The organism is Methylobacter sp. Wu1, from assembly GCF_036553575.1.
Classification (GTDB): domain Bacteria; phylum Pseudomonadota; class Gammaproteobacteria; order Methylococcales; family Methylomonadaceae; genus Methylobacter.
In genome coordinates this window covers 42,052-68,606 of the sequence record NZ_JAZHOC010000078.1, presented here as the reverse complement: position 1 = coordinate 68,606, position 26,555 = coordinate 42,052, and the positions used below count along the sequence as shown (strand labels likewise).

The 26,555-nt window shown below is 52.4% G+C and carries 20 protein-coding genes; 7 read left to right on the top strand and 13 right to left on the bottom strand.

The features are described 5' to 3' along the window. Positions 1-60: 60 nt before the first annotated feature. On the top strand, positions 61-2,724 hold the full coding sequence (locus tag V2P20_RS18465; protein ID WP_331820918.1) for a UPF0182 family protein: 2,664 nt from the start codon (positions 61-63) through the stop codon (positions 2,722-2,724). Between the two features lie 90 nt (positions 2,725-2,814). Beyond that, positions 2,815-3,639, top strand: coding sequence for a hypothetical protein (locus V2P20_RS18460; protein WP_331820916.1), 825 nt, complete (start codon positions 2,815-2,817; stop codon positions 3,637-3,639). A 52-nt stretch (positions 3,640-3,691) separates the two neighbouring features. Here V2P20_RS18460 and V2P20_RS18455 read toward each other — a convergent pair whose 3' ends face one another. The 4 genes from V2P20_RS18455 to V2P20_RS18440 form a co-directional block, all read right to left on the bottom strand. Beyond that, positions 3,692-4,051 carry a SirB2 family protein gene (locus tag V2P20_RS18455; protein WP_331820914.1) on the bottom strand — a complete coding sequence of 120 codons (360 nt, stop codon included), beginning with the start codon at positions 4,049-4,051 and terminating at the stop codon, positions 3,692-3,694. A gap of 317 nt (positions 4,052-4,368) precedes the next feature. Continuing rightward, positions 4,369-4,704, bottom strand: coding sequence for a hypothetical protein (locus tag V2P20_RS18450; RefSeq protein WP_331820912.1), 336 nt, complete (start codon positions 4,702-4,704; stop codon positions 4,369-4,371). A gap of 119 nt (positions 4,705-4,823) precedes the next feature. After that, entirely contained in the window at positions 4,824-5,510 is a 687-nt protein-coding gene (locus tag V2P20_RS18445) for a response regulator (RefSeq protein ID WP_331820910.1), read from the bottom strand. After that, positions 5,507-6,949 carry an ATP-binding protein gene (locus V2P20_RS18440; RefSeq protein WP_331820908.1) on the bottom strand — a complete coding sequence of 481 codons (1,443 nt, stop codon included), beginning with the start codon at positions 6,947-6,949 and terminating at the stop codon, positions 5,507-5,509. Before V2P20_RS18440 ends, V2P20_RS18445 begins: the two co-directional genes overlap by 4 nt. Positions 6,950-7,028: 79 nt before the next feature. Here V2P20_RS18440 and V2P20_RS18435 point away from each other — a divergent pair, with 79 nt between their 5' ends. The 4 genes from V2P20_RS18435 to V2P20_RS18420 all read left to right on the top strand — a co-directional run bounded on the left by V2P20_RS18435 (position 7,029) and on the right by V2P20_RS18420 (position 11,302). Then, positions 7,029-7,616 carry a DUF4405 domain-containing protein gene (locus tag V2P20_RS18435; protein ID WP_331820906.1) on the top strand — a complete coding sequence of 196 codons (588 nt, stop codon included), beginning with the start codon at positions 7,029-7,031 and terminating at the stop codon, positions 7,614-7,616. Positions 7,617-7,721: 105 nt separating this feature from the next. After that, positions 7,722-8,897 (top strand): M20 aminoacylase family protein, encoded by a 1,176-nt coding sequence (locus tag V2P20_RS18430; protein ID WP_331820904.1) that lies wholly within the window; start codon positions 7,722-7,724, stop codon positions 8,895-8,897. A 985-nt stretch (positions 8,898-9,882) separates the two neighbouring features. Then, positions 9,883-10,875: a hypothetical protein gene (locus V2P20_RS18425; RefSeq protein ID WP_331820902.1), complete on the top strand. Its 993-nt coding sequence runs from the start codon at positions 9,883-9,885 to the stop codon at positions 10,873-10,875. 1 nt (position 10,876) lies between these two features. Further along, on the top strand, positions 10,877-11,302 hold the full coding sequence (locus V2P20_RS18420) for a hypothetical protein (protein ID WP_331820900.1): 426 nt from the start codon (positions 10,877-10,879) through the stop codon (positions 11,300-11,302). An 860-nt stretch (positions 11,303-12,162) separates the two neighbouring features. Here V2P20_RS18420 and ribA read toward each other — a convergent pair. Then, positions 12,163-12,780 (bottom strand): GTP cyclohydrolase II, encoded by a 618-nt coding sequence (gene ribA / locus V2P20_RS18415; protein WP_268119187.1) that lies wholly within the window; start codon positions 12,778-12,780, stop codon positions 12,163-12,165. Positions 12,781-13,064: 284 nt separating this feature from the next. Between ribA and V2P20_RS18410 the strand changes: the two genes are divergently transcribed. Continuing rightward, entirely contained in the window at positions 13,065-13,595 is a 531-nt protein-coding gene (locus V2P20_RS18410) for a gamma-glutamylcyclotransferase family protein (protein WP_331820894.1), read from the top strand. 18 nt (positions 13,596-13,613) lie between these two features. Here the strand turns inward: V2P20_RS18410 and V2P20_RS18405 are convergent, their stop codons facing one another. The 8 genes from V2P20_RS18405 to V2P20_RS18370 all read right to left on the bottom strand — a co-directional run bounded on the left by V2P20_RS18405 (position 13,614) and on the right by V2P20_RS18370 (position 26,464). Then, positions 13,614-14,231 (bottom strand): methyltransferase domain-containing protein, encoded by a 618-nt coding sequence (locus V2P20_RS18405; RefSeq protein ID WP_331820893.1) that lies wholly within the window; start codon positions 14,229-14,231, stop codon positions 13,614-13,616. A 43-nt stretch (positions 14,232-14,274) separates the two neighbouring features. Further along, positions 14,275-15,852 carry an NADH-quinone oxidoreductase subunit M gene (locus tag V2P20_RS18400; RefSeq protein WP_331820891.1) on the bottom strand — a complete coding sequence of 526 codons (1,578 nt, stop codon included), beginning with the start codon at positions 15,850-15,852 and terminating at the stop codon, positions 14,275-14,277. Position 15,853: 1 nt separating this feature from the next. Continuing rightward, complete coding sequence (locus V2P20_RS18395; RefSeq protein WP_331820889.1) at positions 15,854-17,440, bottom strand: NADH-quinone oxidoreductase subunit M; 1,587 nt, start codon at positions 17,438-17,440, stop codon at positions 15,854-15,856. A 7-nt stretch (positions 17,441-17,447) separates the two neighbouring features. Beyond that, positions 17,448-19,010, bottom strand: a complete 1,563-nt coding sequence (locus tag V2P20_RS18390; protein WP_331820887.1) for a proton-conducting transporter membrane subunit — start codon at positions 19,008-19,010, stop codon at positions 17,448-17,450. 4 nt (positions 19,011-19,014) lie between these two features. Then, positions 19,015-22,299, bottom strand: a complete 3,285-nt coding sequence (locus V2P20_RS18385) for a DUF2309 domain-containing protein (RefSeq protein ID WP_331820886.1) — start codon at positions 22,297-22,299, stop codon at positions 19,015-19,017. Between the two features lie 22 nt (positions 22,300-22,321). Then, positions 22,322-23,788 (bottom strand): NADH-quinone oxidoreductase subunit M, encoded by a 1,467-nt coding sequence (locus V2P20_RS18380; RefSeq protein WP_331820885.1) that lies wholly within the window; start codon positions 23,786-23,788, stop codon positions 22,322-22,324. Positions 23,789-24,003: 215 nt separating this feature from the next. Continuing rightward, positions 24,004-24,405, bottom strand: coding sequence for a hypothetical protein (locus V2P20_RS18375; RefSeq protein ID WP_331820884.1), 402 nt, complete (start codon positions 24,403-24,405; stop codon positions 24,004-24,006). 370 nt (positions 24,406-24,775) lie between these two features. Continuing rightward, the gene (locus V2P20_RS18370) at positions 24,776-26,464 is read right to left on the bottom strand and encodes a SulP family inorganic anion transporter (RefSeq protein ID WP_331820883.1); all 1,689 of its coding nucleotides are present in this window, start codon (positions 26,462-26,464) and stop codon (positions 24,776-24,778) included. Positions 26,465-26,555 lie beyond the last annotated feature (91 nt).

Sequence of the window (26,555 nt, the reverse complement as noted above, 5' to 3'; positions counted from 1 at the left end):
ATGGCCGATGCCTGCAAATTAAGCATTGTCAAAAGCATAATCTATAAAAAAGAGGACACTATGCGGAATTGGAAGCTTTTACTCGCCTCGATAGGAGTGATCCTGGTCGTCGCAGGCATTGTGTATGCCGCCTTTTATTTCATCTTTCTCGATCTGATCGTCGATTTCTGGTGGTTTCGGGAATTAAAATTCGAGGCCTACTTCTGGTTAAGGCTGCTCTATAAATTCTTTCTGTCCGGCGGCGTTACGCTGGTTTTCTTTGCAATTTTCTTTTTCCACTTCTGGATTGCCTCGCGTTACCTGGGCCTGAATCCGCCCGACGAGGTTTTTAATAATATAGACAAAAGCCGCCGCTTTCAGCGCTTCGCCGACATGTTCATGAGCGGCTCGATGAGAATCTATACATTGATCTCACTGTTGCTGGCCATTCTTATTGCGATACCGTTCTATCAGCAGTGGGAAACCGCATTACTGTATTTTTTCGGCAGTGATTCAGGCGTAACCGAGCCGGTCTACGGCAACGATGTCAGCTTTTACATGCTGTCCTATCCGATTTATATCCTGATCCAGAAGGAATTGCTGCTAACGGCCATTTTACTGTTTTTCTCGGTCGGAGCGCTGTATTGGCTCGAGCATGTGTTTGTGCCTGACCAGAGCAAGGAATTCCCGCTGGGCGCGAAGATTCACTTAGGCGTTCTGATCGGTTTCGTCGTGTTGTTCGTCATTTGGGGCTTCATGCTGGAGCGGTTTTCGCTGCTTTACAATACATCGCACGAGCCAGTGTTCTATGGTCCCGGCTTTGTAGAAATCCGTTACCGGTTGCCCTTCATCTGGCTCAGCATCATCACTTTTCTGGCAACAGCCATTACGGCCAGCCTGTTTATTTTCTCGGAAAAACATCGCATTAAAACGCCGTTCCTGATCTCGCTCGGCGCTTTTCTGTTGGTTATGTTCATTCCAACCATTGCTTCGATCCCGGCCGCCATACAAAAATTCATTGTCAATCCGAATCCGGTCAGGACTGAAAAAACATTCATGCAGAACAACATTGAAGCGACGCTGGACGCGTATGATTTAAAACGTATCAATGTCGTTGAACTGCCGATTAAGCTTGATGCCACGGATGACATTAATGCCTGGAGCACGCAGAAATTTTTCGAGAATATTCCGGTCTGGGACCGAGAACTGCTGATAGACGGCTACCGCCAGTTGCAGGGCATCCGGCCTTATTACAGCTTTCCGCATGTCGATGAAGACCGCTATTTCATCCTGGACCATACCCGCCAGGTCAATCTGGCGGCCCGCGAACTCAACTTTTCCAAGCTACCGGAATCTGCACAGACGTGGGAAAACATGCACCTGCGCTATACGCACGGCTATGGCGCCGTCGTTTCGCCGGCCGCACAGGATGCAGGCAAGCCGCTGGTCTGGTATTTGCGCGACTTGAACATGTATTCGCCGGTCGGCTTAAGCGTCAAATACCCGGATATTTACTATGGCCAGGAAGACTACACTTATGCCGTCATACCTAACAGACTGAACGTTGTCGGCATTTCCGGCTCTCTGACTGATCCGGGGGTGGAAGCTGAATATAAGGGCAAGGGCGGCATTCCGATCCCGTCGCTTTTCAGAAAAGCATTATTCGCCTTTTATTTCAAAGACGAAAAAATATTCTTCTCTACCAATATTACCGACCAGAGCAAGCTTCTGATACGCCGCAATATCGTGGAGCGTATCCGTAAGCTGACGCCGTTCCTGCATCTGGACAAGGATCCTTATCTGGTGATCGGCAAGGACCGTTTTTTCTGGATACAGGACGCCTATACCTTATCAAAGTGGTATCCGGTTTCCAAACCGGCGGCCGATGATTTTCTCGGCGGCACGCAAGACTTCAACTATATCCGAAACTCGGTCAAGATCGTCGTCGACGCCCTTGACGGCGAAGTGGCTTATTACGTTTCCGATCCATCGGATGCGCTCATTCGCGCCTACAGCAACGCTTATCCGAGTGTGTTTAAGAATATCGAGGAAATGCCGGCTGAATTACGCACTCATTTGCGTTATCCGCGCGATCTGTACTACGCGCAGATGAAAATTTTTGCCCGCTATCACCAGCGCAGCCCGGAGCTGTTCTACGAGCAGGCCGAAACCTGGCAATTTGCCAATGTGCGTGAAGAACCGGTCATGCCGTACTATCAGACCATGGATTTCGGCTACTGCAACCATAAGGAAGAATTGGTCCTGATCAACCCGATGACGCCTGTCAACAGAACCAATCTGAGCATGATCGGGGTTGCCAGCATACTGGATAAAGCCGGCTGCGGCCTGAACTATAAGCCTAACATTACCGTCTTCAAGTTCCTGAAGGACATCCAGGTTAACGGCCCTGCACAGGTTGAAGCCTTGATTTCCCAAAATCCGGACATTGCCGCACAGTTCACGTTATGGGATCAGCGGGGTTCACAAATTGCCTTGGGCCGCATGGTGATCCTGCCGATGGGCAATACCGTGCTGTATGTCGAACCGGTATATATGTTGTCTACCCGAAACAGAATTCCGGAACTGGCCCGCGTTATCGTTTCAATCGGCAACCATACCGTCATGGATACGACCTTATGGGGCGCCTTCAGCCGCCTGAAAAATCTCTACTATAAGGAAGCCAGCGAAGTCGGCGGCACCGGTACGGCCAAGCCGCCGGAACGAGCGCCGACCACGGCGCCGTAACAGGCGCTTGTTCCGGAAGGGCTTTAGTTACGGCTAAAGCCCTTCCCCACTGCCGGCTATCTGTCCTTAGCCGCCCCAAGACTCCGCTTTATGAATCAAGCCAACCAATACAAAACTTTTATCTACACCGCTCTGCCTTGCGAAGCGAAACCGCTGACCGCCCATTTTAAACTGAAGAAAGATACGGCTGTTGAGCCGTTTGCCGTGTATCTGAACCAGGACATCTGCCTGACTGTGACCGGCCCCGGCAAAAGCGCCATGGCAGCCGGCGTGGCCTACACGCAAGCCTTGCTGGCCTCGGCAGAAAATCCGGTCATGCTCAATATCGGCATCGCCGGACATAAAGACCATGCCTTAGGGACGCTGCTTCTAATTGACAAAATCATCGATCTCGACAGCGGAAAGCATTATTACCCGCCGCTAGTGTGTAATCAGAATTGCCTCACCGATAGCTTGCAAACCGCTTCAAGGCCACAACTTCAGTACGACCTTCCACACCTGTACGACATGGAAGCCTCGGCATTTTACGAGACCGCAACGCGCTTTTCCTGTGCGGAATTGACTCAGTGCCTGAAAGTGGTCTCGGACAACAAACAAATGCCAGCGGAAAACATTGAGCCTAAGCAGGTTTCGGCCTTGATAGCGGCTCATATTCCGGCTGTTGAAGCCTTGCTGGCCGACATGACCGCCCTGGCCAAGCTGATCACATCGCCCGAACCGCACCTGTTCAGCCGATTGGTTCAACAATACCACTTCACCGCCAGCGAGCGTATCCAGCTAAAAAACCTGCTATGCCGTTGGGATGTATTGACGGATCATCGAGAACTGGAGTTTGACGGAACCGACCTAAAGCGCGGGAAGGACGTTTTGCGCCGACTGGATCAACAGATCGGCAAAATAGATTTTTGTTTATAACCAAGGGCAGGAAGAAAAATATAAAACTTCGTGCCCTTCGGCTTTTATAGGCTTATAAAAAGAACCACGCATCCTTGGTCACCGCGACCATGCCGATATAGGCAAAGCAGGCCAGCGCGCCGGCAAACGCCAGCCAGCGGGTAGTGCCCTGATTATGCAGTACCATTATGCCTAAACCGATGTAGCCCAACAGGCCTATTAGCTTGCCGATAATCCAGCCGTACTCCATTGACAGCCATGATCCTTGAAACACCAGAATGATACCGCTGAGCAACAATATTGTATTGATGACATGGGGGCCGATATTAAAGGCTTTCTGTTTCAGCATTTCGGGATTGACTTCTGACAGCACGACTCTGCCGATAAAACTGAAAAGCGACAGCGCCACAAAGGCAAGGTGAATTGTTTTCATTATAAATATCCTCAGGTAGTAGTTGGAGCTGCCGCTCCGCTTAATCTTCAGGCTGAGAAACAAGCCCGCTCATGCGCGGCATTGTAAGCGATGATGCCCGCGCAAAATAGCTGAATTTTACTGAGGAATTGATCTTGACGGATCGCCCGCGGACGGCCGCACCGCGAAAGCAAGACCTGTTTGCCGATCAAATCTATAAAACAGGCTGCCTGTATGCCTGGCAATAAACAGAATCTGCCGGGTCATGCGCAGTATTTAACATCGGGAAAACTGATCCTTCCCTGGATCAAGAATGAGTTAGATTGTCCTTGCAGGCATTACTTCTGTTTTTCCATGCCCCTCTTGCTTTTCCATTGTTCATGATGGCGTTTTTTGATTTCATCCATCTTTTGCATCTGTTCAGGCGTCAGGATTTCTTTCAGACGCGTGCGGGTTTCTTCATGAATTGTTTTATATTTCTCATGCTGCTCCTTGAACAACGCATCCATTTTGGTTTTTTGCTCTTCATTTAAATTCAGCTCCTTGGCCATACGCTCCATTTTCTCGCCATGCCGATATCCGCCTTCAAAACCCTCTTTCTCGGCGCCGGCCCCAGCCGATGCGGCGAAAGGAAGAGCCAGGGCCATTGCGATCATTATGATTTTCTTGTTCATAGTTATTCTCTCATCTCTTAAGGTTATGGTTTTCGAACGGTCCATCTCCGTTCTTGGGTCTTACTATATCGATAAAAAAGGCAAACAATTTGCAGCGATTGTGTAAAGAATAAGGAAATTTAATCGCTGTTTCTATCCGGCGCCTCATAGCGATAACCGGCGCCGTAAACAGAATGGATCAGCTCCTGGCCGGGCAACAGATCGGCCAGTTTTTTGCGCAGTTTTTTAATATGGCTGTCAATGGTCCGGTCGGATACGATACGCTGATCCTGATACATCAGATCCATGAGCCTGGCGCGGGAAAAAATGCGCCCCGGCTGCTGATACATCGTTTGCAGCAACTGGAATTCGACCGCGGTTAATTCCGTTTCCAGTTTGCCGACAGAAATCCTGAAACTCTGCGGGTCCAGCTTCAATAGATTAGAGACCGGCTCCATCGCCAAAGGTTGCATTCTTCGCAGCACGGCCTTGACGCGCGCGGTCATCTCACGCGGACTGAACGGCTTGCAGATATAGTCGTCGGCCCCGAGTTCCAATCCCAGAAGGCGGTCGACTTCCTCTATGCGCGCGGTCACCATGATGATCGGCACGCTGCTGAATCGGCGTATATCCCGGCACAGGTCCAGGCCGTCGCGGCCCGGCAGCATCAGATCCAGCAGTATCAGATCCACTGAGTTTTCCTTCAGCCACGGCACGACAGCCAGCCCATCGGCCAGACAGAAGGTTTCAAAGCCGGCATTACGCAGATAGTCGGCTTCCAGACGCGCCAGTTTTTCTTCGTCTTCTACAATCAGGATACGGTTCATGAGTCAATCGGTAGTTCAATATGAATGGCAAGGCCGCCCAGCGGCGAGGCTTGCGCCTTTATCGCGCCGTTATGGGCCTGCACGATATTGCTGCAAATCGCCAGCCCCAACCCTGCGCCGCCATGATGCCGGCTGCGCGAGCTTTCCACGCGATAAAAGCGGTCAAACAGGTGCGGCAGCTCCTGCTCCGCCACGCCCGGCCCGCTGTCGGCAAAAACCATGATCAGCCTGTTCCCCTGCCGGGAAACGGTAATAGCGAGCTGGCCGCCGCGGTCCGTATAGTTAAGACTGTTGTTAAGCAGGTTCCGGTAGAGCTGCGACAGGCGGTCCGGGTCGGCGTGAATTTTGGCGGCTGCCGCCAGCTTGTCCGCCAGATGCACGCGGAGCTGCTTGCTGTCGAATTCAGGCGCCAGCGCGGCAATATCCTGTTTCAAGACCGCGACCGGATCGACCAGCGTTTTACGATAACTCAATGCGCCCTGATCGGACAACGATAATTGATACAGATCGTCAGTCAGGCGATGCAGCCGCATGACATCGTTCATCAGCGAATCGACGGCATTCCGCGTCAATGGCCTGATGCCGTCCTGCAGCGCTTCCAGCTCGCCGCGCAAAACAGCCAGCGGCGTACGCAATTCGTGCGAAATGTCGGCCACCCAGCGCCGCCGCGTCTGCTCCGATTGCTCCAGCGCCGCCGCCATCTCGTTAAAGTCCCGCGCCAGCTGGCCTAGCTCATCGCTGGACTCGACCGGCAGGCGCGTATCATAACCACCCACCGCCAGCGCCTTGGCCGCGGCCGTAATGCGCTTGAGCGGACGCCCCAGCGTGTAAGCCAACAGCAGAGCCAGTCCTGCCGACAACAACACCATAAATACGGCAATCCAGATAAAGGCCTGCGACTGGCGCTCCATAAACTGCAGCTCCAGCGGCTGATTGACCGGCTTGCCGGGCAGCACGCCCAGGAAGCCGACCGTCTGCTGCTGATGGCGTATGGGATAGAGAGTCAACTGCTGCAGCGATTCCCGGCGGCCGAAGATGATCGATTTGTCGGCGCGCAACAGCATCACGCTCAGCTCCAGCGGCTTGAAGCGCCAGCGGGCTTGCGATTCGGGCAACGCCGGCGGCCAGACGTCGGGCGGCTCGCTCAATGCCTGCTTGAACCACTGCGCCGGCCGGTAATGCCGATGCTCGTTGGCTTGCCACAACAGTTCCATCCACTTCCGCTTGTTGCCGGTCAATGCGCGCCAATCCTGATTGCCGGCATAGTATTCGCCCAGCCCCTCGACCAGCGCGCCGATGCGTTCCTGCTGGCGTTTTTCGATGAACGCGTTAAACCCGCGATCCAGCGACCAGCGCATGAACACATACATGCCCGAGACGATAAGGCTCGTCGTCAGCAAAAAAGTCAAAAAGAGTTTGAACCGGATTGATTTATGCACAAAGATACCCGTTAAGCTGTTGCCGTATTATTGTCAGCGAATGTGCAAAAATTATGAACCACTATGCAGGGAGATTTCAGTGAAAGCCACGTTGAATTTTATAATTGATGTCGTCGCGTTTATCGGGTTTCTTTTTCTGACTGTGACCGGCGTGCTGATGCGCTATATCCTGCCGCCGGGCAGCGGCCGTTTTTCGAGCCTATGGGGCTTGAACCGGCATGAATGGGGAACGATACATTTCTGGATATCGGCGGCCTTCCTTGGCGTGCTTGCCGTTCACCTGCTGCTGCACTGGCGCTGGATTGTTCATACGCTTACTGGCCGCCCGAGCGAAAACTCAGGGCTTAGAGCCGGGCTCGGCCTAGTTGGCCTGCTGGCGCTGATTGCGCTGTCTTTCGCGCCGGTCATAACGCCTGTCGAAGTGTCCGAAGACGCCCTGACCAGAGGCAAGGACATCCAGATCACAGGATCAATGACGCTGGCGGAGCTGGAGCAGCAAACCGGCGTACCGGCCGAGCATATTCTTAAGGCGCTGAATCTGCCGGCTTCAATCAGTAAAGACCAGCGTCTCGGCATTCTGAAAAGGACTTACGGATTTGAAATGGGCGATGTCCGGCGCATCATCCGCGAATATAAAGGCGAGCCTGACGGTGCTGCCGAGCATTAGGCCGGCCCCCATGCAGGTTATCGAATTTATTAGCTGCCAAGCGACTTTCTGGCTATGATTAGGACCACCAAGCAGCCTATATGAATCACCTTTAACTATTCTGCCATGCCCATACCCAGCGACATCCAACAACTCCACGACGAAATGCGCCAGTGGCGCCGGCATCTGCATCAGTTTCCGGAAACCGCGTTTGAAGAAACCGGAACGGCCCGGTTCATTGCCAACAAGCTGTCCGGTTTCGGCCTGGACGTGCATGAGGGCCTGGGCAGAACCGGCGTAGTCGCCACCTTGTCGGCCGGAAACAGTGATAAGAAGATTGCCCTGCGCGCCGACATGGATGCGCTGTTCATACAGGAGCGGAATACGTTTGAGCACAAATCCCGCCATGAAGGCAAAATGCACGCCTGCGGCCATGATGGGCATTGCGCCATGCTGTTGGGTGCGGCCAGCCATCTGGCTCACAACCGCAATTTCAACGGCACTGTCTATTTTATTTTTCAACCGGCCGAAGAAGGCCGCGCCGGCGCCAAACAAATGATTCAGGACGGCCTGTTTGAAAAATTTCCGGCCGACCGCGTATTCGGCCTGCATAATTTTCCCGACGTTCCGCTCGGCCATTTTGCCGTCAAACAGGGACCGATGATGGCTTCGTTCGATTGTTTCGAGATTGTGCTGACGGGCCAGGCTACACATGCCGCGATGCCGCATTTGGGCAGTGACGCCATCGTCGCGGCTGCCCAATTGATCACTGTCTTGCAGACGATCATCAGCCGAACTGTCGATCCAGCTGAACAGGCCGTCGTCAGCATTACCCAGATCCATGCCGGCCAGACCTGGAACGCCTTGCCGGAATCGGTCGTGCTGCGAGGCACGTTCCGTTGTTTCAGTGATAGTGCGCAAAAAACCATTGCCGACAAGATCAGTCAGCTAACCCATGCCCTCTGCCAGGGCTTCAATGTAACGGCAGAGATTAAATTCAATCCGGAAAATCCCGGTTATCCGATCACGTTCAATACGGAAGAAGAAACACGGATGGCGCTGAACGCTGCCATTGCAGTGGTCGGCGAGGATTGCATCGACCTTCAGCCGACACCCAGCATGGGCTCGGAAGACTTTGCCTTTATGCTGCAGGAAAAGCCGGGCTGTTATCTCTGGCTGGGCAACGGCCCCGCCGAAAACGGCTGTCTGCTGCATAACCCGCACTATGATTTTAAAGATGAGATCCTGCCGATTGGTACGGCTTATTGGGTCAAGCTGGTTGAGACGGTGTTGCCGGGATAGTTAACGCGCTGAGGGATCGATTTTTTCAATTAATTGTAAAAATTTGATCTTGATCTAACAGTCCTGAATACTGGTTTAGATTGAACCCGACAGTGACTGTCTCAGTACGCCCCCCTCGCAGACTGTCACATAAATTTTCCGAATGACAGCAAGTTGGCGAGGAGCAGCCATTTAAAGGAACTCAAACATTTAGATGGAGATTGCGCTAACAATCACTCAAGTCTACAAGATATGCATACATAACTCTTTCCTGCGACTGTGATTATGAGGGTGATGGCCAGAAGTAATATGCCTATTCAACGCTTCGAGAGGGTTGCTTCACAGCTATATCGCCGAGGGCGCGCGATTTTTTTGATCGGAGACACAATAAATCTGTAATTATTGATCAATAAAGAGGTAGCAATTCACCAGATAGAGAGTAAACTTAATCTCGTCTAGCAACTTATTTCACAAGTAGATGGTAAAACGTTGTTCAAGGCCTAAATCAAAGATAGGGAGGCAACGTCGGTGGTGGCAAATACCTTTGAATGCCCGTAGAGGTTCCCGTTATACACAATTTATCCAGTACAGATAATTCAAAGGCTTGTCGATAAGAAAAACGGCTGTAGTGGTAAGGGAGTTAGGCAAGATTAATGAGTTGCAACTTTTTTGATTCTTATCTGACCGACTTGAATATAACACGATGTATTACGCCGATTTCGAATTACCACACTTAGAATCGTGAACAATAAAACTTTTCAATGTGATAGATGTGGATTGTGCTGTCAAAATCTCCACTTGAATCCACTTTACCAAGAATTACATAATGGAAATGGCGTTTGCTTTAACTACAATGAAAGCTTAAAAATATGCAATATTTACGAAAACCGTCCGCTAATTTGTAATATTGAAAAAGGCTATCAATTTTTCAAAAATGTTTTGAACAAAAAACAATACTACGATTTAAATTACCAGTTTTGCCAACAGCTTAAAAAGGAGAATTAAAATGCCTCTTCCAATTGTTTTAGGTGGTCTTGCTGTCGGTGCTGCGCTGTTGGGTATAGGCGCACACGCAAGCGCAAGTGATAAACGCAAAGAAGCACAAGAAACTTACGATAGAAGCAACAGCAAACAAAAGCATATAGGTAAGTCATTAGAAAATGAGAAAAAAATAACGACGAAAATTTCTGCTGATTTAGGCTTGCTAAAACTCAACATTCAAAAAAATGAAATTGCGAAGTTTTTAACGCTGTATAAGAAGTTGAAATCACTAAACATAAAAGGATTTCAACACGAAAATATCGCATTTAACTTTACTCCTGAACAAATCATAGCCATGGAGAAAGTTTCAATGTCTGCATCAGAAATTTTAAATTCTGGTGCAGCATCGGTTACAAGTGGTGTGTTAGCTGGCGCAGGTATTTATGGGAGTGTTATGACATTCGGAGCAGCCAGCACAGGAACAGCAATTGGTACGTTAAGCGGTGCTGCGGCAACAAATGCAACATTAGCTTGGTTAGGCGGAGGTTCGATTGCTGCTGGTGGAGGAGGTATGGCACTAGGTAGTGTTGTTTTAGGTGGTTTGGTAGTTGGACCAGCAATTTTAGTTTCTGGGGCGTTTGCAGACAGCAAAGCAGAAAAAGCCCTCACCGAAGCTAAAGAATTTGAAGCAAAAGTTGATATTGCCTGTGAAAAAATGGAAACACAAATTTCACTCTTAACAGCAGTTCAAGTTCGATGTGGCGAATTCAAAAATGTTCTGGATCAATTATGTGAACGCATAAACCCTCAGTTGATTATATTAGAAAATATTGTAAAAGAACTGAGCACTACTAAAGTTGCCGAACCAACTGAAAAACAAATGGCTGAAATTCACTTGTCGTTTTTAATGGCAAAAACATTAAAAGATATTTTGGATTTGAATATCTTAGGAAAAAATGGCGAACTCACTTCTGAAAGTAAAGACGTAAAACAAAAATTGATTGCAGCAGGAATATAAAATGGCAAAAGATTTAGAAAATGTCGCCTTTAAGCAGCTAGCTATACAAGGGACAAAGCAGGTTTTGAATAAGGTTAATCCACTTGATGCACTTAATGTAATTGCCGGTCACGTTTCCGAATGGCAAAAAGTAAAAGAGCAAGAAAAAACCAAGCGCCATGCGATTTCCGCTCAACGAGATATTTTAGTTCAAAAGATCCAAGCCGACCGTGATCTGTTTCTCGAAGCCTTGAGGGAAAACTATAAGGAACGAGCTGTTGTTTATTCCAAATCGTTCGATATGCTGGATAAGGCTATAGAATCAGGGCAAATTGAAATAGCTCAATTAGCAATGACAGGAATCCTTGAACAGATTAAAAATAATCCGTTGCCGTCTTTTGGTGAATTTAAGCAATCATTTTTGAGTAATCAACCTTTGGACTTTTAGCATCTAGAGTAACGCCCCTTACAAAACTTTAACCTTACTCCGTGCTGCCAACAGTAAAAACTCGCATAATTTTCTGATAAATAAAGGATAATAAGTTTTTTTATTTTCACCCGAACCGATGAAGCCGCGCTTCAAACTGAAAAGCCCAAACAAAAACTGAAAAAAGACTAAAAAGTGCTGATTAATCAACCCGAGCAAGCTCTGCCTATTCTCTAACTCCATCTGACAAACGGGGTAAAGGAAAACTGATTCAACTTTCGATTTATGCAACACGATCTAATCGCCAAAATACACGGTTAACAGTACAGAAGGATCATCATGCCTATCAAACCTAAACCGTTTGTCTATATATGTCCTTCCTGTGGATGGAGAAAAATCGTTTCCCCAAAAAGTGATGCTCTGATACCGAGGGAACACTATGACTGTTGCCCAACGTGCGGTGACTTTTCTCTCAAAATGGAAGAACTTAATAGCTTTGCATCATTCGGAATCCAATTTTTTGGTAAATTGTTTAAATAGAGGCGGGGTTAAATCAGTTGTGTATTATGTGCTGGATTTCCTGGTCTAAATGAATCAGTGCCCAGGGTGGTTTAATTCGTTAGTTGGCTTGCCCTCTTGGCTCTCAACAACAGATATTTAGAACCCCTAAATTTCCTCAAAACATGGAGTTAAACAAGCAGATTCTGGAGTAAACCGGCCATTCATGAATGTACATCGATCGTCCATTATTGGCACATAGCAACTATTCATTTCTATTTTTAAATAACGCCAGTATAAGCCTGAAATTGATTTCACTTATGTCAGATCAAATCTCAGACTTTTTCAAATTGATTAACTAACATTAATATCCAGTAGATCATTTACTTCTTATCATCATGTTTCGACATAGACAGCATATGAGCCATTTTTTTGACCTTGGTTTTTAAATACTCCAGATTGTCATCATGCGCTGCGGCTTCAATCGGAATGCGGCCGGCAACGTTAATGCCAAGCTTCTTTAACTCGTTAATTTTTTTCGGGTTATTAGTGATCAGTTCAATCGACTTTACCTTCAGATCATTCAGCATGAGCGCTGCGATGCTGTATTCCCGCTCATCGGCAAGATGCCCCAGGTGTATATTGGCATCGACCGTATCCATGCCCTGATCCTGCAGGTTATAGGCTTGCAGTTTTTTCAGCAGGCCGATGCCTCGGCCTTCCTGCCGAAGATAAATCAGGATGCCGAAACCGGCTTCGTCGATCAGTTGCAGCGCCATATCGAGCTGTTCGCCGCAATCGCAGCGGCGTGAGCCCAAAACATCGCCGGTAAAGCACTCGGAATGAATGCGAACGGGCACGTTTTCCTTGTCGGCAACACTGCCTTTAACGAAGGCGACATGCTCTTTTTTATCGATATTATTGCTGTAATAATGCAGGATAAACTCGCCGTGTCGGGTCGGAATACGGGTTTGTACCAAGTTGTCTAGTTTTAATTTCACGTATATAGCTAATTTTGATAACAATTTATATTTTACCCAATTCAACTGCGATTGAGCTAAAAAGTTTTGCCGGCTATCATGTCTTGCCCTGTTTTTCAGCGCTTTAAAAAGCGTCTCTACCCGGCTTCATCTGCACAACCGAGGTTGCAGCCCTGCCTTAGCAATTAGAATATTATAAATCTCTAAAGTTTATTTTTTAATTTATCCGTACCACGCCAACACCCTTTTCCTGAGCTTATTTCTTTTACCAACCTTAATAATATCGATCTGATCAGCTTCGCAACATGTCCAAAATTTATAAAATATTTGCCTACGGCAGTTTAATCAACCAACAGTCATTGACCCGAACCGTGCCCGAGGCGCGCAATATCATGCCCATGAAGACGCGCGGCTTGAAGCGGGTTTTCAATCTGGCGTCGACTTACCGCTATGATGAGCAACATCAGGCCGCCGTTTGTGTTCTGAATGCCGAAGATGCCGAGCCGGAGCAGGTCATGAACGGCACGTGCTTCGAAATGGATGAACAATCACTGGATCGTTTGCTGGAGCGGGAAAAAGGCTATGATTTCTGCCGGATCACAGCCTGCCATTATTATGATGAGGCGGATATCTTTGATGCTTATTATTTCAAAGCCCGCGACTTCGAGCCTTACCGCTATTTATCGGCATCAAAGGCTCAGGCCCATTATCTGAACTTGTGCCTTAGCGGCTGCGCGGTTTTCGGTCAGCCCTTTGTCGACGACTTTATCGGCAGCACATCGTTCTGGGATATCGATGAGGAGGGGCAAAAGTCCATATGGCAGGGGCATTTCTGAAAGGCTTAGGCCCTGCCATCACTTTCGCGCTTCAATCAACTTGATAATATCGCTGCTGTGCTCATCGACACGCACAGAACTAAACGGGCAGGCTTGCACATTTTTCACAGTCTGCCTGTTGATATTGGCACCGACCAGAGTCACTACGATCGGGTTAAGCAGATTCATGGCGCCTGCGATCACGGGGTTTGAACTCAATACATGCTCCAGCAGCAACACCTGCCCGCCCGGCTTGCAGACACGGTAAAGTTCCTTCAAGCCCTTTATCGGCGCTGGCACCGAGCAAAAAACGAAGGAGGCGATAACGGTATCAAAGCTGTTATCGGCAAAGTACAAGGACTGGACGTCCATCAAGTCCAGTTCGACGCTGACCTGCTTCCTGCCGCGTTTACGCTTAGCCTCACTCAGCATTTTTTCGCTGAAATCGATGCCGGTTATGCGGGCGTCCTTCGGATAGTAATCAAAGTTCTTGCCCGTGCCGACGCCGACTTCCAGAATATGGTGTCCATCCATCCTATCCCATAGCCTTTTGCGCCAGCTTTTGAAAAACAGGCCTTCCATGACCGCCTCCATGCCGTCAAAAAATGGAGCAATCCGGTCATAGCGTTTTCTGATATCGGCACTGTTCGGCTTCATGATAAGCTCATTTAAAATAAATTAAAGATTGTAACCGATATTGCTATTTCACGGCCCCAGACAAAAGTGCGGTTTTATGCGGATCCTGGTCCTGCAGAACATAATCGTCGACGATCTCAAGCGACGAGCTGGTCAACCGGCTCAGCCAGGCCTCCGCAGTCAGCTTATTAGTGTTCAATATCAGATTGGGGAAGAAGCCGAACAGCAGCACCAACACGGCCGGCACACATAACAAGGCCAGTTCGCGCTTTCGCAGGTCCTGCAACTGCCTGACGCTGGTATGTACGACGGGGCCGTAAAACGCGCGGCGTATAAAGGACAACATATAGGATGCGCCCAGGACCGCGCCTATCAAGGCGGCAATGCCCAGGCTCGGATGCGCATTCAATGCTCCGATAATCAACAACAGTTCCGCCGGGAAACCGCTGGCGCCCGGCACGCCGATGCTGGCAATGGCAAACAAGAAGAAAAAGGCCGTCAACCGCGGCATGACTTTTGCCAGACCGCCCAGATGAATGACTTCAGTGCTGCCCAGGCGGTGCTGGATAAAACCCGCTATCAGCATCAGGCAACTGGCAATCAGGGTAAAATTGAGCAATTGAAAAACCGCGCCTTGAAGCCCCTGCATGTTCAGCGTTGCAATGCCGACGATCACGAGGCCGACATGGCTGATGCTGGCATAGGCCAGTAAACGGCGCAGGTTGGTTTGCTGCAAGGCGATCATGGCGCCGTAAACCAGCGTAATGGCGCCCAGAATACCCAGCACCCAGGTGTATTCAACCGCTGCGACAGGCGCCAGCGGCATGGTATAGCGCAACAGGCCGAAGGCGCCCAGTTTGAGCCCGGTCAGCAAGGCCGTCGTATGCGCGGGCGCCTCCATGGCTGTCGTCGGCAGCCAGGTATGAAAAGGCACTAACGGCGCCTTGACGGCAAAACCCGCCAACAATAACAGAAAAATGATCGTCTGCCATTTTCCCGGAATCGGGGTATCCAGCAGAACAGGCAAACTGAAAGTCAAATTCTCGGGCACGCTGCCGTGCATCTGAGTCGCATGGTTAACGGCCAGCATGATGATGGCGAATAACAGCGGCACGCCGCCGAAGAGCATGAACAGCGTGTATTTCATTGCCGCGCCGCGGCGCTGAGGCCCTATGCCCCATAAGCCGATCAGGAAGAAAATGGGCGGCAGCGTCAGTTCCCAGAACAAAAAGAACAGCACCATGTCCAGCGCCACAAAGACCCCCATGGTGATGCCTTCCAACGCCAGCAATAAGGCGAAATGGAACCGCGGCAGATATTGTACCGAATGCCACGATGCGACTATCGCCATCAGCGTCAGCAGCGCCGACATCGGTAAAAACAACACGGAAATACCATCGATGCCAACCAGGTACTCAATATTAAGTGTCGGGAGCCAGGCATGCCGCTCAATCAACTGAAAGCCGCCATCCTCCGCATTAAACAGAGAAACGACGATAAGCGTTGCGGCGAGTTCAAGCACTGCAGCCGTTAAGGCGATTTTCTTGGCCAGGTTGCTATCGCTGGCGGCACTGGTAGCCAGCGCGCCCACCAAAGGCAGCGCCATCACCAGACTTAATAAGGGAAAACCGGTTTCACTCATATTACTTACTCTTTAATATTGGCATGGCCGCTTTTTCGATCGGTTCAGCCGCCGCTTCAACCGTGCGATGTTGTTCATTATGCATGGGATAGGCCTGGCTTATAACAACCGCCTCATCGTCTATAAAATTCAGAATAGGCGTCGTATCAAAACCGGTGCCGATCAGCAATGCACAGATCGTGATGGTAATAACGCGCTCTTTCATGACCGGGTGATGGATACTGCGATAAGGCTGCACGGAGCGTTTGGTACTGGTCATGAACATGCGCTGGAACGTCCAGAGCAGGAAAGCCGCAGCCAGCACGTTACCGCTCAGGATGGCGACAGCCACCAGCCAGCCGCGTTCCTGAATCGTGCCTTCAATGAGCAGATGCGCCGCATCGAAGCCAGGCGTACCGGGCATGACCATCGTGCTCAAAGCGGCAATCAGAAACAGCAGCGCGATCGTGGCATTGGTATCGAATAACCCGCCTAAACGCGGAATAAAAGCCGTGCGCGTCCGCTCATAAATCAAACCGACGCTGAACAGCATGCCGGCCGTCGCCAGACCGTAAGCCAGCGACAACAGGATAGTGCCTTCCAGCCCCTGCTCGTTAAAGCAGAACATGCCGATCACCAGCATGCCGGTATGGCTGATAACGGCAAAAGCCAGCAAGCGGCGGATATTGATTTGCATGAGCGCCAGCAAGGCGCCGTAGAAAATGCTGATCAATCCCAGCGTAACGACAAAATCGGACCATTCTTCGGCAACGCCCGGGATGATCGGCAGGATAAAGCGGATGACCGCATAAATCCCCAGCTTTAACCCGACCAGGAAAATGGCGACGCTCGCCACGGTGCCCTGTTCGGCCAGTGCCGGCAGCCAACCGTGAAACGGAAACAGCGGCATGCGAATGGCAAAACCGTAGAACAGCAGAATAAAAATCAGGATCTCATCATGTAAATAGGCATTATTCTGCTTGATCGTGAGCCAGTCGAAAGTCAGCGGGTGTTCCGAATCGATCAGGCCAAAGCCCAGCAGCAAAAAGCCGGCCAGCGTCATCAGCAGGCCGCAGCCCCAATACTGCAACAGGCTGGCGACAACCCATGACCGTTTATGCCCGGTGCCGGCATGCATCGTCAATAACGACACCGGCAGCAGTTCCATCAGGCTCCACAGCCAGAACTGCATCGCATTCAGCGCCGAAAAGGCGCCTATCAACACGGTTTCATAACCGAGCAGATAGGCGATGAACTGCCGGTCAATAATATGGCGGTTAATGATGCAATAGATCAGCGTCAGCAGCGTCAAGACCGTCGTCATCGGAATGAACAACACGTTCATGCCGTCAATGCCGACACTATAGCTGAGGCCGAATAAGTGCGCCTGCTCAGCCAGTTGAACCCCGGCCCTGCCCGCATCATAAAGCGTCAGCAGATAAATGCTCAGCAGCAGATTCAGTGCTGTGCCGGCAAAGCCAAAGCGCAACGCGATAGTCGTCGAGCGCGAAAGCGCAGCCGCAGCCATGGCCGCCAGCGGCACGAAAGTCAGCGCGCTCAATACCGGGAATGCCGCCGATTCCGACCAGAAAGTTACATTGATATCCATCGGCTCCTCAAAATGCAATCAGCAAGGTTATAAAGATAAACAACGCCAGATAGCGCGGACTGAATAGCAGCAGCTCAACCTTATTGGCGGCAAAGCCCAGCTGGCGGCCATAACTGATCGCGTTTTTGCCGATACCGCGCAGCACAAAGCTGTCTTCGAACCAGTGGGTGACGGCGGCGGCCCACTCGGTGAGCTTGCCGGCCAGGCCGCTGCCCTGCGCAAACGTGTCGCCGTCATTATCGAGCCGGGCGCCGATTTTCTGCTCTTCCAGTTGCGCCAGTGCCGATATCACGCGGATGGCCGGCGCCGAGACGCCAAATGTACGGTCGACAATATGATCATCAAAATAGGTCAAATCGTGCGCCAGGCGGCGTATCGGCTTCACCAGCGTCCAGTCGGTAATCTGATCCAGCCAGAAGCGCTGCAATGAGGCGACATAAGCCCAGCGCAAGCCGGCAACGGCCGGCGCGACCGGCCTGATCGGATTGCCATGGACATGGTGCGGCAATGATGGCGACGTCAGGAACTGGTAGCCGCGCATCACGGCATGCGCGCACAAATGCCAGCCGGCCAGCTGCCACAAGCCCAGGCCGCATTCCAAAAACATCAGGCCCAACTGCCCTGTCGCGGCAAAAGCCAGCGAGCTCTTGACGTCGGTTTGCGTCAGGCCGACGACAAAACCATAAACCGCCGTCAGCAGTCCCACCAAAGCGAGCATCGCCATCGCCAGCGGCGCCTGTTCAAAGACCGGCTGCAGCAGAAGCAACAAATAGACGCCGGCATGTACCATGACGGCTCCGTAAAACACGGCGCTGGACGGCGTAGGCCCTTCCATCGCACGCGCCAGCCAGGGCGCAAACGGCAGCTGCGCCGACTTTGCAAAGGCGGCTGTCGCGAAGCACAGGGCAATCGAGGTGGCCTGCCCAGTTGATAGCTGGGCCGGCAAGGCCGTCAGCTTGGCCCAGTTGACGCTGTCAGTCCAGGCATAGCAAAGGCTGATGCCCAGTATGAAGGCGGCGTCGCCGATACGGTTGGTCACGAACACCCGCGTCGCATTATGGGCCGCAACGGGGCGCTCATAAAAATAGGCAATCAATAAATAAGAGCAGAGCCCGGCAATCTCCCAGCCGATAAACGTGCCGACCGCGTTGCCCGACAGAACCAGCAGCAGCATGGCGGAGGAAAACAGGCTCAGGGCAAAGAAAAACCGGTGGAAGCCCGCTTCCTTATGCATATAGTTGACGGAAAAGCGCGTGACGATAAACAACAGTACGGAAAACAGCGCCGCCAGCACGACGCTGAAGCCGGTAGTGATAAAATTGACGCGGATGTTCAGCGTATCGCTGCTCAGCCATTGGCCGACACTGAACGCGCCGGCGTTTTTGCCCAGCAGGTCGCCGGCCAGCAGCGCCAACGCCAGCAGGGTCGACAGGATAATGGCCCAGCTTGCGATATCGACCGTCGTCGTTTCGCCGTCCTCGCCGTCCAGCCAGCCGAACAGATGTCCGACGCCAATCACTGCCGCGGCAATAAACGGCAGCAAAGGAATCAAAATAACGATTACATCCACGCGCTTAAACTCCCCACAATTCAGGCTGTTTGATCAAAATGGGCGATACCGGTTCGGTCCGGCCCCGATAGCAGTCCGGCGAACTGGCGCAAACCGGCAGTTCCCGGGCTTCGGCCTGCCACGGCACAAACCCTTTGCCGCGCTCGAAAATGAAAATATCGCCGCTGTCCGGATCTTTCGCACTCAGATGTACCCAGCCGCCGCCTATCAGTTCGCGCAGACTGTCCTGACGCGCATAGATCTGCTCCAGGACCTTGGTCTTCGCTTCCACCACAATCTGCAGGCGCATCGGCTCGTGAATTTCCACCATCTGTTTCGGCAGGCCGGTGCGCAGGTCGCTGGCCGCGCCTTCCATGACTCCGAACATGCCCGTCACGTTATGCGGTATCTTCGTGCCGCAGCCGAAACGTTCGTTATCGATCGTGGAAAAATAATATTCCAGGTTGATGCCGGCGCCGACCGGGCCCGCGGTCAGCAGGATCGACTCGAGAATAGCGCCTTCCGGGTCCTGCGTCGGATCATAGGAAATCAGGAACACGCGCCGGTCCAGGAACAGTCCCTGGGTCAGGGCGCGCCGGCCTATCACGGCCGCCGCATTGGTAGCATGGCCGAACTCAGGGCGAACCTGGGTTAAATCCTGCGACCGCAGGGTCACATGCTGAAAAGCCTGCACAGGCGAAGCCGAACGATCTGCCGAGAAAAACCGCCGGCAACGCTCATGCGCAGACAACTCTTGTGCACGACTGATGCACGTTCTGAAACGTTCGAATTCTTTGCGCAGCGATGCCGGTATCGCATCCAGATCGAACCAGGTAATCGCATCGTTGCAGGTATCGTGCTGCATGCCGATGAACCAGCAGTCATCCGGAATGACAATATTTCGCTCTGCCAGCAGCGCACGCACTTCAGGCCGATTGGCCATGGCCGCGAACGCGCGCGCGTTCGGCCCGCCCTGCCGGCCGCCGCAGGCGCCGCAATCATGTGCGGCTTCGTGCGGATTGTTCTGGCTGGTCGAGCCATGCCCAGCCAGTGCGACGATCGGCGCAAAGCCGCCGGTCAGACCTAAAGCGCGCAGCAGCGCTGCGACACGCTCGGCCTGCTCGCTGTCCGTAAAGCCCAGCTTGGGCTGCTCGGCCGAGGCAGACGTCGCCGTATCGGTCGATGTGAGCAGCAGTTCGGTGGCCACAGGCGGCGCAATGTTCCGGCGCTGCCAGTCGATGATCGCCTTGTGATAGCCAGGCATCAGCGTTTTTCCGAGCATCCCGATCAAAGTGAACGGCGCCAGCAGATCAACGGCAACATGCGAAATCACCAGATTGCGGCGCAGGCACTGATACAGCAGATAACTTAAACGATGGTACAGGCGGAGCCCTTTCTGATGCGCCGACAGCGTCTCCTCGTGACCTGGCTTGACGACCTCGTTGACTTCGTGCGCCGGCGTCACGACGACTGGGCACAGCGGCGTCACATGCGTGGCGTCGAGCCCTTTGTAATTCATCGGAATGCCGAAAAAGCCGGCCACGCCCAAAGTCTCGATAGCCGGATTCAGCTCTTCCAAGTGACGGCGGAAGCTTTCCTCGCGCTCGTCCATGCACATGATGAACTGCGCTTCCGGCCGCATAGCGCGCCGGATCCAGCGGCCGCGATTATGGTTGGCGCGCAGGGACTGGAACAGTTCGTTGCGGTAATGGCGCTCATATGCATTCAGCCAGACCTTGCCGCGTGCCGCTGCATCAAACTCATCCAGCACGGAAAGCATCAGTTTCAGATCATTCTTTTTCAGCATCCGTATATCGGCCGCCTTGAGCCCCAGGTGCTGGCATAAACGGAACAAACGCCAGCCGCTGCAATAAATGGTATGGTTGCGCTCTGCCTGCTGCTCGGCCAGAGGGCTGCTGCGCCAGATCCCGATCATGTCGGCCAGCTGCTGCCAGTTGGCGCGCTCATGGCGTTCCGAGCCGGCCAGAAACATCAAAGACTCGGCCTGATCAGTCAGGTACTCCGGCAAGTCGCCCTGGTATAACTGGCTGCGCACGATAAATTCCGACAGATTCTTGCTGAAATAGGACTTGATGCTGCTCAGCTTGGCCTCGATCAGCCAGGTTTCACGGCATATCTGGTTCAGCCAGAGCCTGTCCAGCGTCAGCCGGATCGCCAGGTAGTCGGCCAGTTTAGGCTTGGCGTCATTCTCGGCATGGTAGTGCGGATGATGCTGGCGCCAGTTGATCAGCCCTGACCAGCCGGGAATTTCCAGCGCCAGCCGGCGCAGGTAACCCTCCCAGTCCGCTTGCGGAATTTCCAGATGCGTCAGCTGCAGGATGATCGCATCGACGGCATCCTCGGGCAATTCGGCCATAATCTGCTGCCAGTCGGGCAACTCATGCAGGAACGGATTGGCGTCATAGGCGGCCGTTGCGCGCCAGGCGCCATAAAGTCCCAGCTGGCTGCGTTCGGGAATAGGCCACGGCGCCAGCCCTTCATCCATGCCCGAAGCACAGATGCGGATCAGCTGCGGGCGCACGGAATCGAGGATGTCGATGCCGGTCAAGGTCAGAATAAAGCCGCGCAGGCTCATGCTGTCGCCCAGCTTTGCCAGCAGGTCATCGAGCGCCTGGCGGCCCAGCTGCTGCATGTGCTGATGCAGCGTTGCATGATTGCCGCCTTTACCTTTGCTGATATAGCGGGCCTGCGCCAGCCAATCCTCGGCCTGCTCCATGGACAATTCCAGCAAGTCCTCGGGATGCAGGCTGGCCTGTTCCATATCGAACTTGGCCAGAATGCTTTCCCACAACGGCCTGACATCGCTTGCCGACAGCCGGCTGCGTGCCGGCTCGGGCACATCGGCCTGAACGGCCTCCAAAGCGGCCATTTCCTCGATCTGCCAGTTCAGCTGGCTGACCGTAATGGACGGCAGATCAAACAGCAGCGCGATACGGTAGATATCCTTGCGCCTGATGGTATTATCATCCGTATGGCAGATGATCTGCTCGGCCTGCAGCTGGTAATCGGCATCCAGCGCCGCCATGATATCGCTGTCGTCTATGCGTCCTGCCCTGTAATGGGCCCGGCTGTGCGCTTCGGGCAGATAGCCGTGAGTGCCGGTCAGGGTTTCGAAGGCGGCCAGCGCCTCTTCAAACGGCAGGTGCTGAAAACCGTGCAGGGTGTTGTGATGCACGAAATCGAGAATAGGCGCCTGTCCGGGCAGCACATGATCCAGGTGATCCAGTGCCTTCGTGATTTGCGCGCGCAACTGGTCTATATCGCGGGATTTTAATGGTGAAATTTGCATGGTTTAAAACTCGCTCTGTACCCTAGTGGCTATGAATGATCTGGCTATTCATTTCAAAAAGGGTTGCCGACGACAGATTGATGAGCGGCTCCGGCATCAATCCGAAGGCCACGATACAGACTACCAGCAGGCCGGCGGCGACTAATTCTGTAGAACGCAGGTCTTCGATCTGCTGCATCTGGGGTCTCACCGGTCCGGTAAACAGCATGCCGATAGTGCGCATCGCATAAGCGGCGCTGATCAGTATGCTCAAACTGAAGAACACCATTAATGCGCCCCATTGCTGAAAGCCGCCGATTATAGCATGCAGTTCGGCGACAAAACCGACCGAGCCGGGCAACCCCATCGCCGCCAGCAAGGTCAAGGTCGTAAACAATGCAAAACGCGGCATGACCTGGACCAGAGAACTGTAGTCCTGAATGTTGCGGGTATGCGTGCGTTCATAGAGCAGACCCACCAGCAGAAACAGGGCTCCGGCGATCAGGCCGTGCGCGGTCATCTGCAGGACCGCGCCGAGAAACCCTGCTTCATTCAGCGTGGCAATGCCCAATAAAACGACCCCCATATGGCTGACCGATGAATAAGCGACCATCGCTTTCAGATCGCGTTGCCGCCAGGCCAGCAAGCCGCCGTACAGCATGCCGAACACGGCCAGGAAAACCAGCAGCGGTTGCAGGGTCTGCGTGGCTGTCGGCAGCATGACCGCCGCCCGCAGCAAGCCATAAGCGCCCATTTTCAGCAGAATGCCGGACAGCAGGATACTGACCGGGCTCGGCGCTTCGACGTGCGCCAGCGGCAGCCAGCCGTGCAGCGGAAAAATTGGCATCTTGACGCCGAAGCCGATCAGGAAGCCGAGCAGGACCCAAACCTGCTGATCTTTCGGCATATTTTCCGATACATGCACCATCGCGCTCATCAAGGAGACGTGCTCCGGCACATACTCATAAACCGCGATCAGGCTGATCAGCATGAAAATCGAACCGCCCATCGTGTACAGCACAAAATTCAGGCTGGCCGCATGGCGGCGCTTGCCGCCCCAGCGGTCGATCAGGAAAAACAGCGGGATCAGGGTCACTTCCCAGAAGATATAGAAGACCGCCCAGTCCTGAGCCAGAAACACGCCCAGCATGCCGAACTCAAGCAGCAGCATGCAGATGTAATAGCCTTTGACGCGGCGGGTAATGCTGAAAGAGGCCAGCAGAGCGATCGACGTCAGCAAGGTCGCCAGCACCAGCATCGGCATGGAGAGCCCATCCAGCCCCAGTGCATAGGCGCTGCCCAGCTTAGGATTGAGCGGAAAGTACTCGTAAAATTGCAGACCGGCATCATGCCCGTCATATTGGGCAGCCAGCCAGCAGCTCAGCAACAAAACGAAAGTTGCGAACAAATTACCGAGACCACGGATGATCTGAGTGTTCTGGCCCGGCGTTAATGCTAGCACTAACGCGCCCACGGCCGGTGTCCAGAGCAGTATGCTAAGAATCCCCATGTTTGCTATTTATCCTGTGGAGTGTCGGATACTCGATGTAGCCTGTGTTACAAATGGTCAGTTTTATCGTCAAGTCGTCTGTATCTGAAAATACTATGCCGTTTTCTTTGCCGAAGCCTGCGGACGGCTTGATGCAATAAAGCCTTCAGTGAAACTTATATCTGTATGATGAATATCGGATCGAAATACCATGGATACCATTATCTTCTTGCCCCTCAAGTAAACACCCAAAAGCATATGCCGGCAAAACCGGCCGAGCAGACTGTTATCAGTTTTGCTTTCTCAACGAGAGAACCTTCCTGCCAGTAACGGCTTATAGCCGCTATATAAGTCGCCTTCCTGCCCTGCAGATAGCTGAAGAACCGCGGCGCCGCGCGCCATAAGCGATAGAGTGCGAACGCGATCCCTGCCAGAATCAGATAGAACACGACAATCTGACTCTGCCGGCGCGTGGCATGAAAAACATGCTCGATCAACTCTTCGAGCCCAAGCTCGAACCATTCGAACGCGATATGGAGAAACACAAGCAACGAGTGCAACAGCACATCATAAGTACTGATCAAGACCCCGATCAGAGCCGCCTGCACGATAATTTTCTGATGAGCTTTCACCATCATGCCTCATCCTCAGGATTTCGTAAACATCGGAGTAACTCCGCATTTTTTCGGCCTCGAAGTCCTCCTGTCCAAAAGACCGGAAGCAGTCTGACAGAGGCTCGCGCCGCCTTTACCATCCTTCCTGAACCCTATTCGCAACCTGAATATCCCCTTCCGAAAAAGGTGGCTGGGTCTTTACGCATGACGCGTCCGAATATGAGTTCGATTGTATTTGCACGACCTTTCAGGGACCTTTCAGCGCTTAAGCCTTATTTAATCTCGCTTGCGGCAGGCCAGGGCCGGAAACAACCAATGGCCGTGCATCCCGTCCATAGAAGACAGCCTTTGCTTGACCTGCGGCAGGACTGGAAACAGCCTGCCGCAGAATCGGTCAACTTGCCGCTTTTGAATCGATCACGGCTTGCATGCGCCCTTTCTTCAAAACCGGGGCGGCTTTCAAGTCAGGCTTGGCCTGGCTTTTTCCTTTGCCTTTCGAATCCTTGCTCAGCACTGCATCCGGCTTAGGCTCGGCCTGAATTTTTCCCTTGCCTTCCAGATCCAAGGCCTCGACCTTGATGTTATTGTCCTGGGCACTGAGCATAAAGTCGTGAATGGTTTCGAGAATATCGTGATCGATAAACTGCGTTTTCGAGCCGTCAATCAGCACCGTACTGTTTTCCTCGATCTGATTGAAGTATTGTCTAAGCCGGGCACGATTTAAAAAAGTGACGTCTTTGTTCAGGCTGAGAACATAACGATCATCGATTTTAGTCAGCGAAATGGCGGCATGGTAATTGGCCCGAACCACATAGTAAAGGCCGACCGCAATACCCACTCCGATGCCTTTTAACAAGTCCGTCGCCAGAATCGCCACAATCGTTACCACGAACGGCACCAATTGGCTCCAGCCCTTATGGAAAAACTCGACGAAGATTTTCGGCTTGGCCAGTTTATAACCGGTTTGCAGCAATATCGCCGCCAGACAGGACAACGGAATATTGTTGAGAAAGCGCGCGAAAAACATCACGCTGAGCAGCAGAAACAAGCCATGCGTGAAGCTCGACACTTTGGTCTGTCCGCCGGCATTGATGTTGGCAGCACTACGCACGATGACAGCCGTGATAGGTATACCGCCAATCAAGCCGCTGACCATATTGCCGATGCCCTGAGCCTTCAATTCCCGATTGGTCGGCGCCACGCGTTTGAGCGGGTCCATTTTATCGGCCGCTTCGAGGCTCAGCAGGGTTTCAAGACTGGCGATGATCGCAATCGTCAAAGCCACCGTATAAACTTCGGGCTTAGCCAGAAAACTGAAATCGGGGAAGGTGAACAGATTAAGAAAATCTTCCGGTCTTTCCGTGACGGGCAGCGAGACCAGATGCTTGCTGGCGATCGCCCATTCCGGCGCCATGCGCAAGGCCATCATATTGTAAATGATGCCCCAGGCAACGACCAGCAGCGCACCGGGGATCAGCCGGAATAAGGCCACCCGCTTGACAAAGCTGCTCTCCCATATCGCCAGGATCAGCAGCGACACGAAGCTGACGACGGCGGCGCCGGGCGAAATCGCCTTTAACGCGCCCATCATGGATTGGGCAGTCTCCCGGACAGTTTCGCCGATATACACTTCGTCGAGTTCAAAACTGGCGTCATAACCTATGGCGTGGGGAATCTGCTTCATGATCAGAATCAAACCGATCGCCGCCAGCATGCCTTCGATGACTGCCGAGGGAAAATAAGCGCCGATCGCGCCGGCCCGAAGAAAGCCCAGTATGAGCTGAAGCAAGCCCGCCAGCACGACGGCGACCAGAAAGCCCTGAAAACTGCCCAAATGATCGATGGCATTGAACACGATCACGGTCAGGCCCGCGGCCGGTCCGGAAACGCTGAGTTGGGAACCGCTCGCCCAGGCGATGACCAGCCCGCCGACCATGCCCGCGATCAGCCCGGAAAACAATGGCGCGCCGGATGCCAGCGCCACGCCCAGACAAAGCGGCAAGGCGACCAGAAACACGACCAGCCCGGCCGGTATATCGTGATGCAGATGCTTTAAATAATAACTGAGATGCTTGTGAATCATATGCCCGCTCCTATGCTGGAGTTGTATTTAGTTTTATATCGAACCTGGTCTGCACTTTATATTGAATCCTGGCCTGAACCCGCTGGACTTA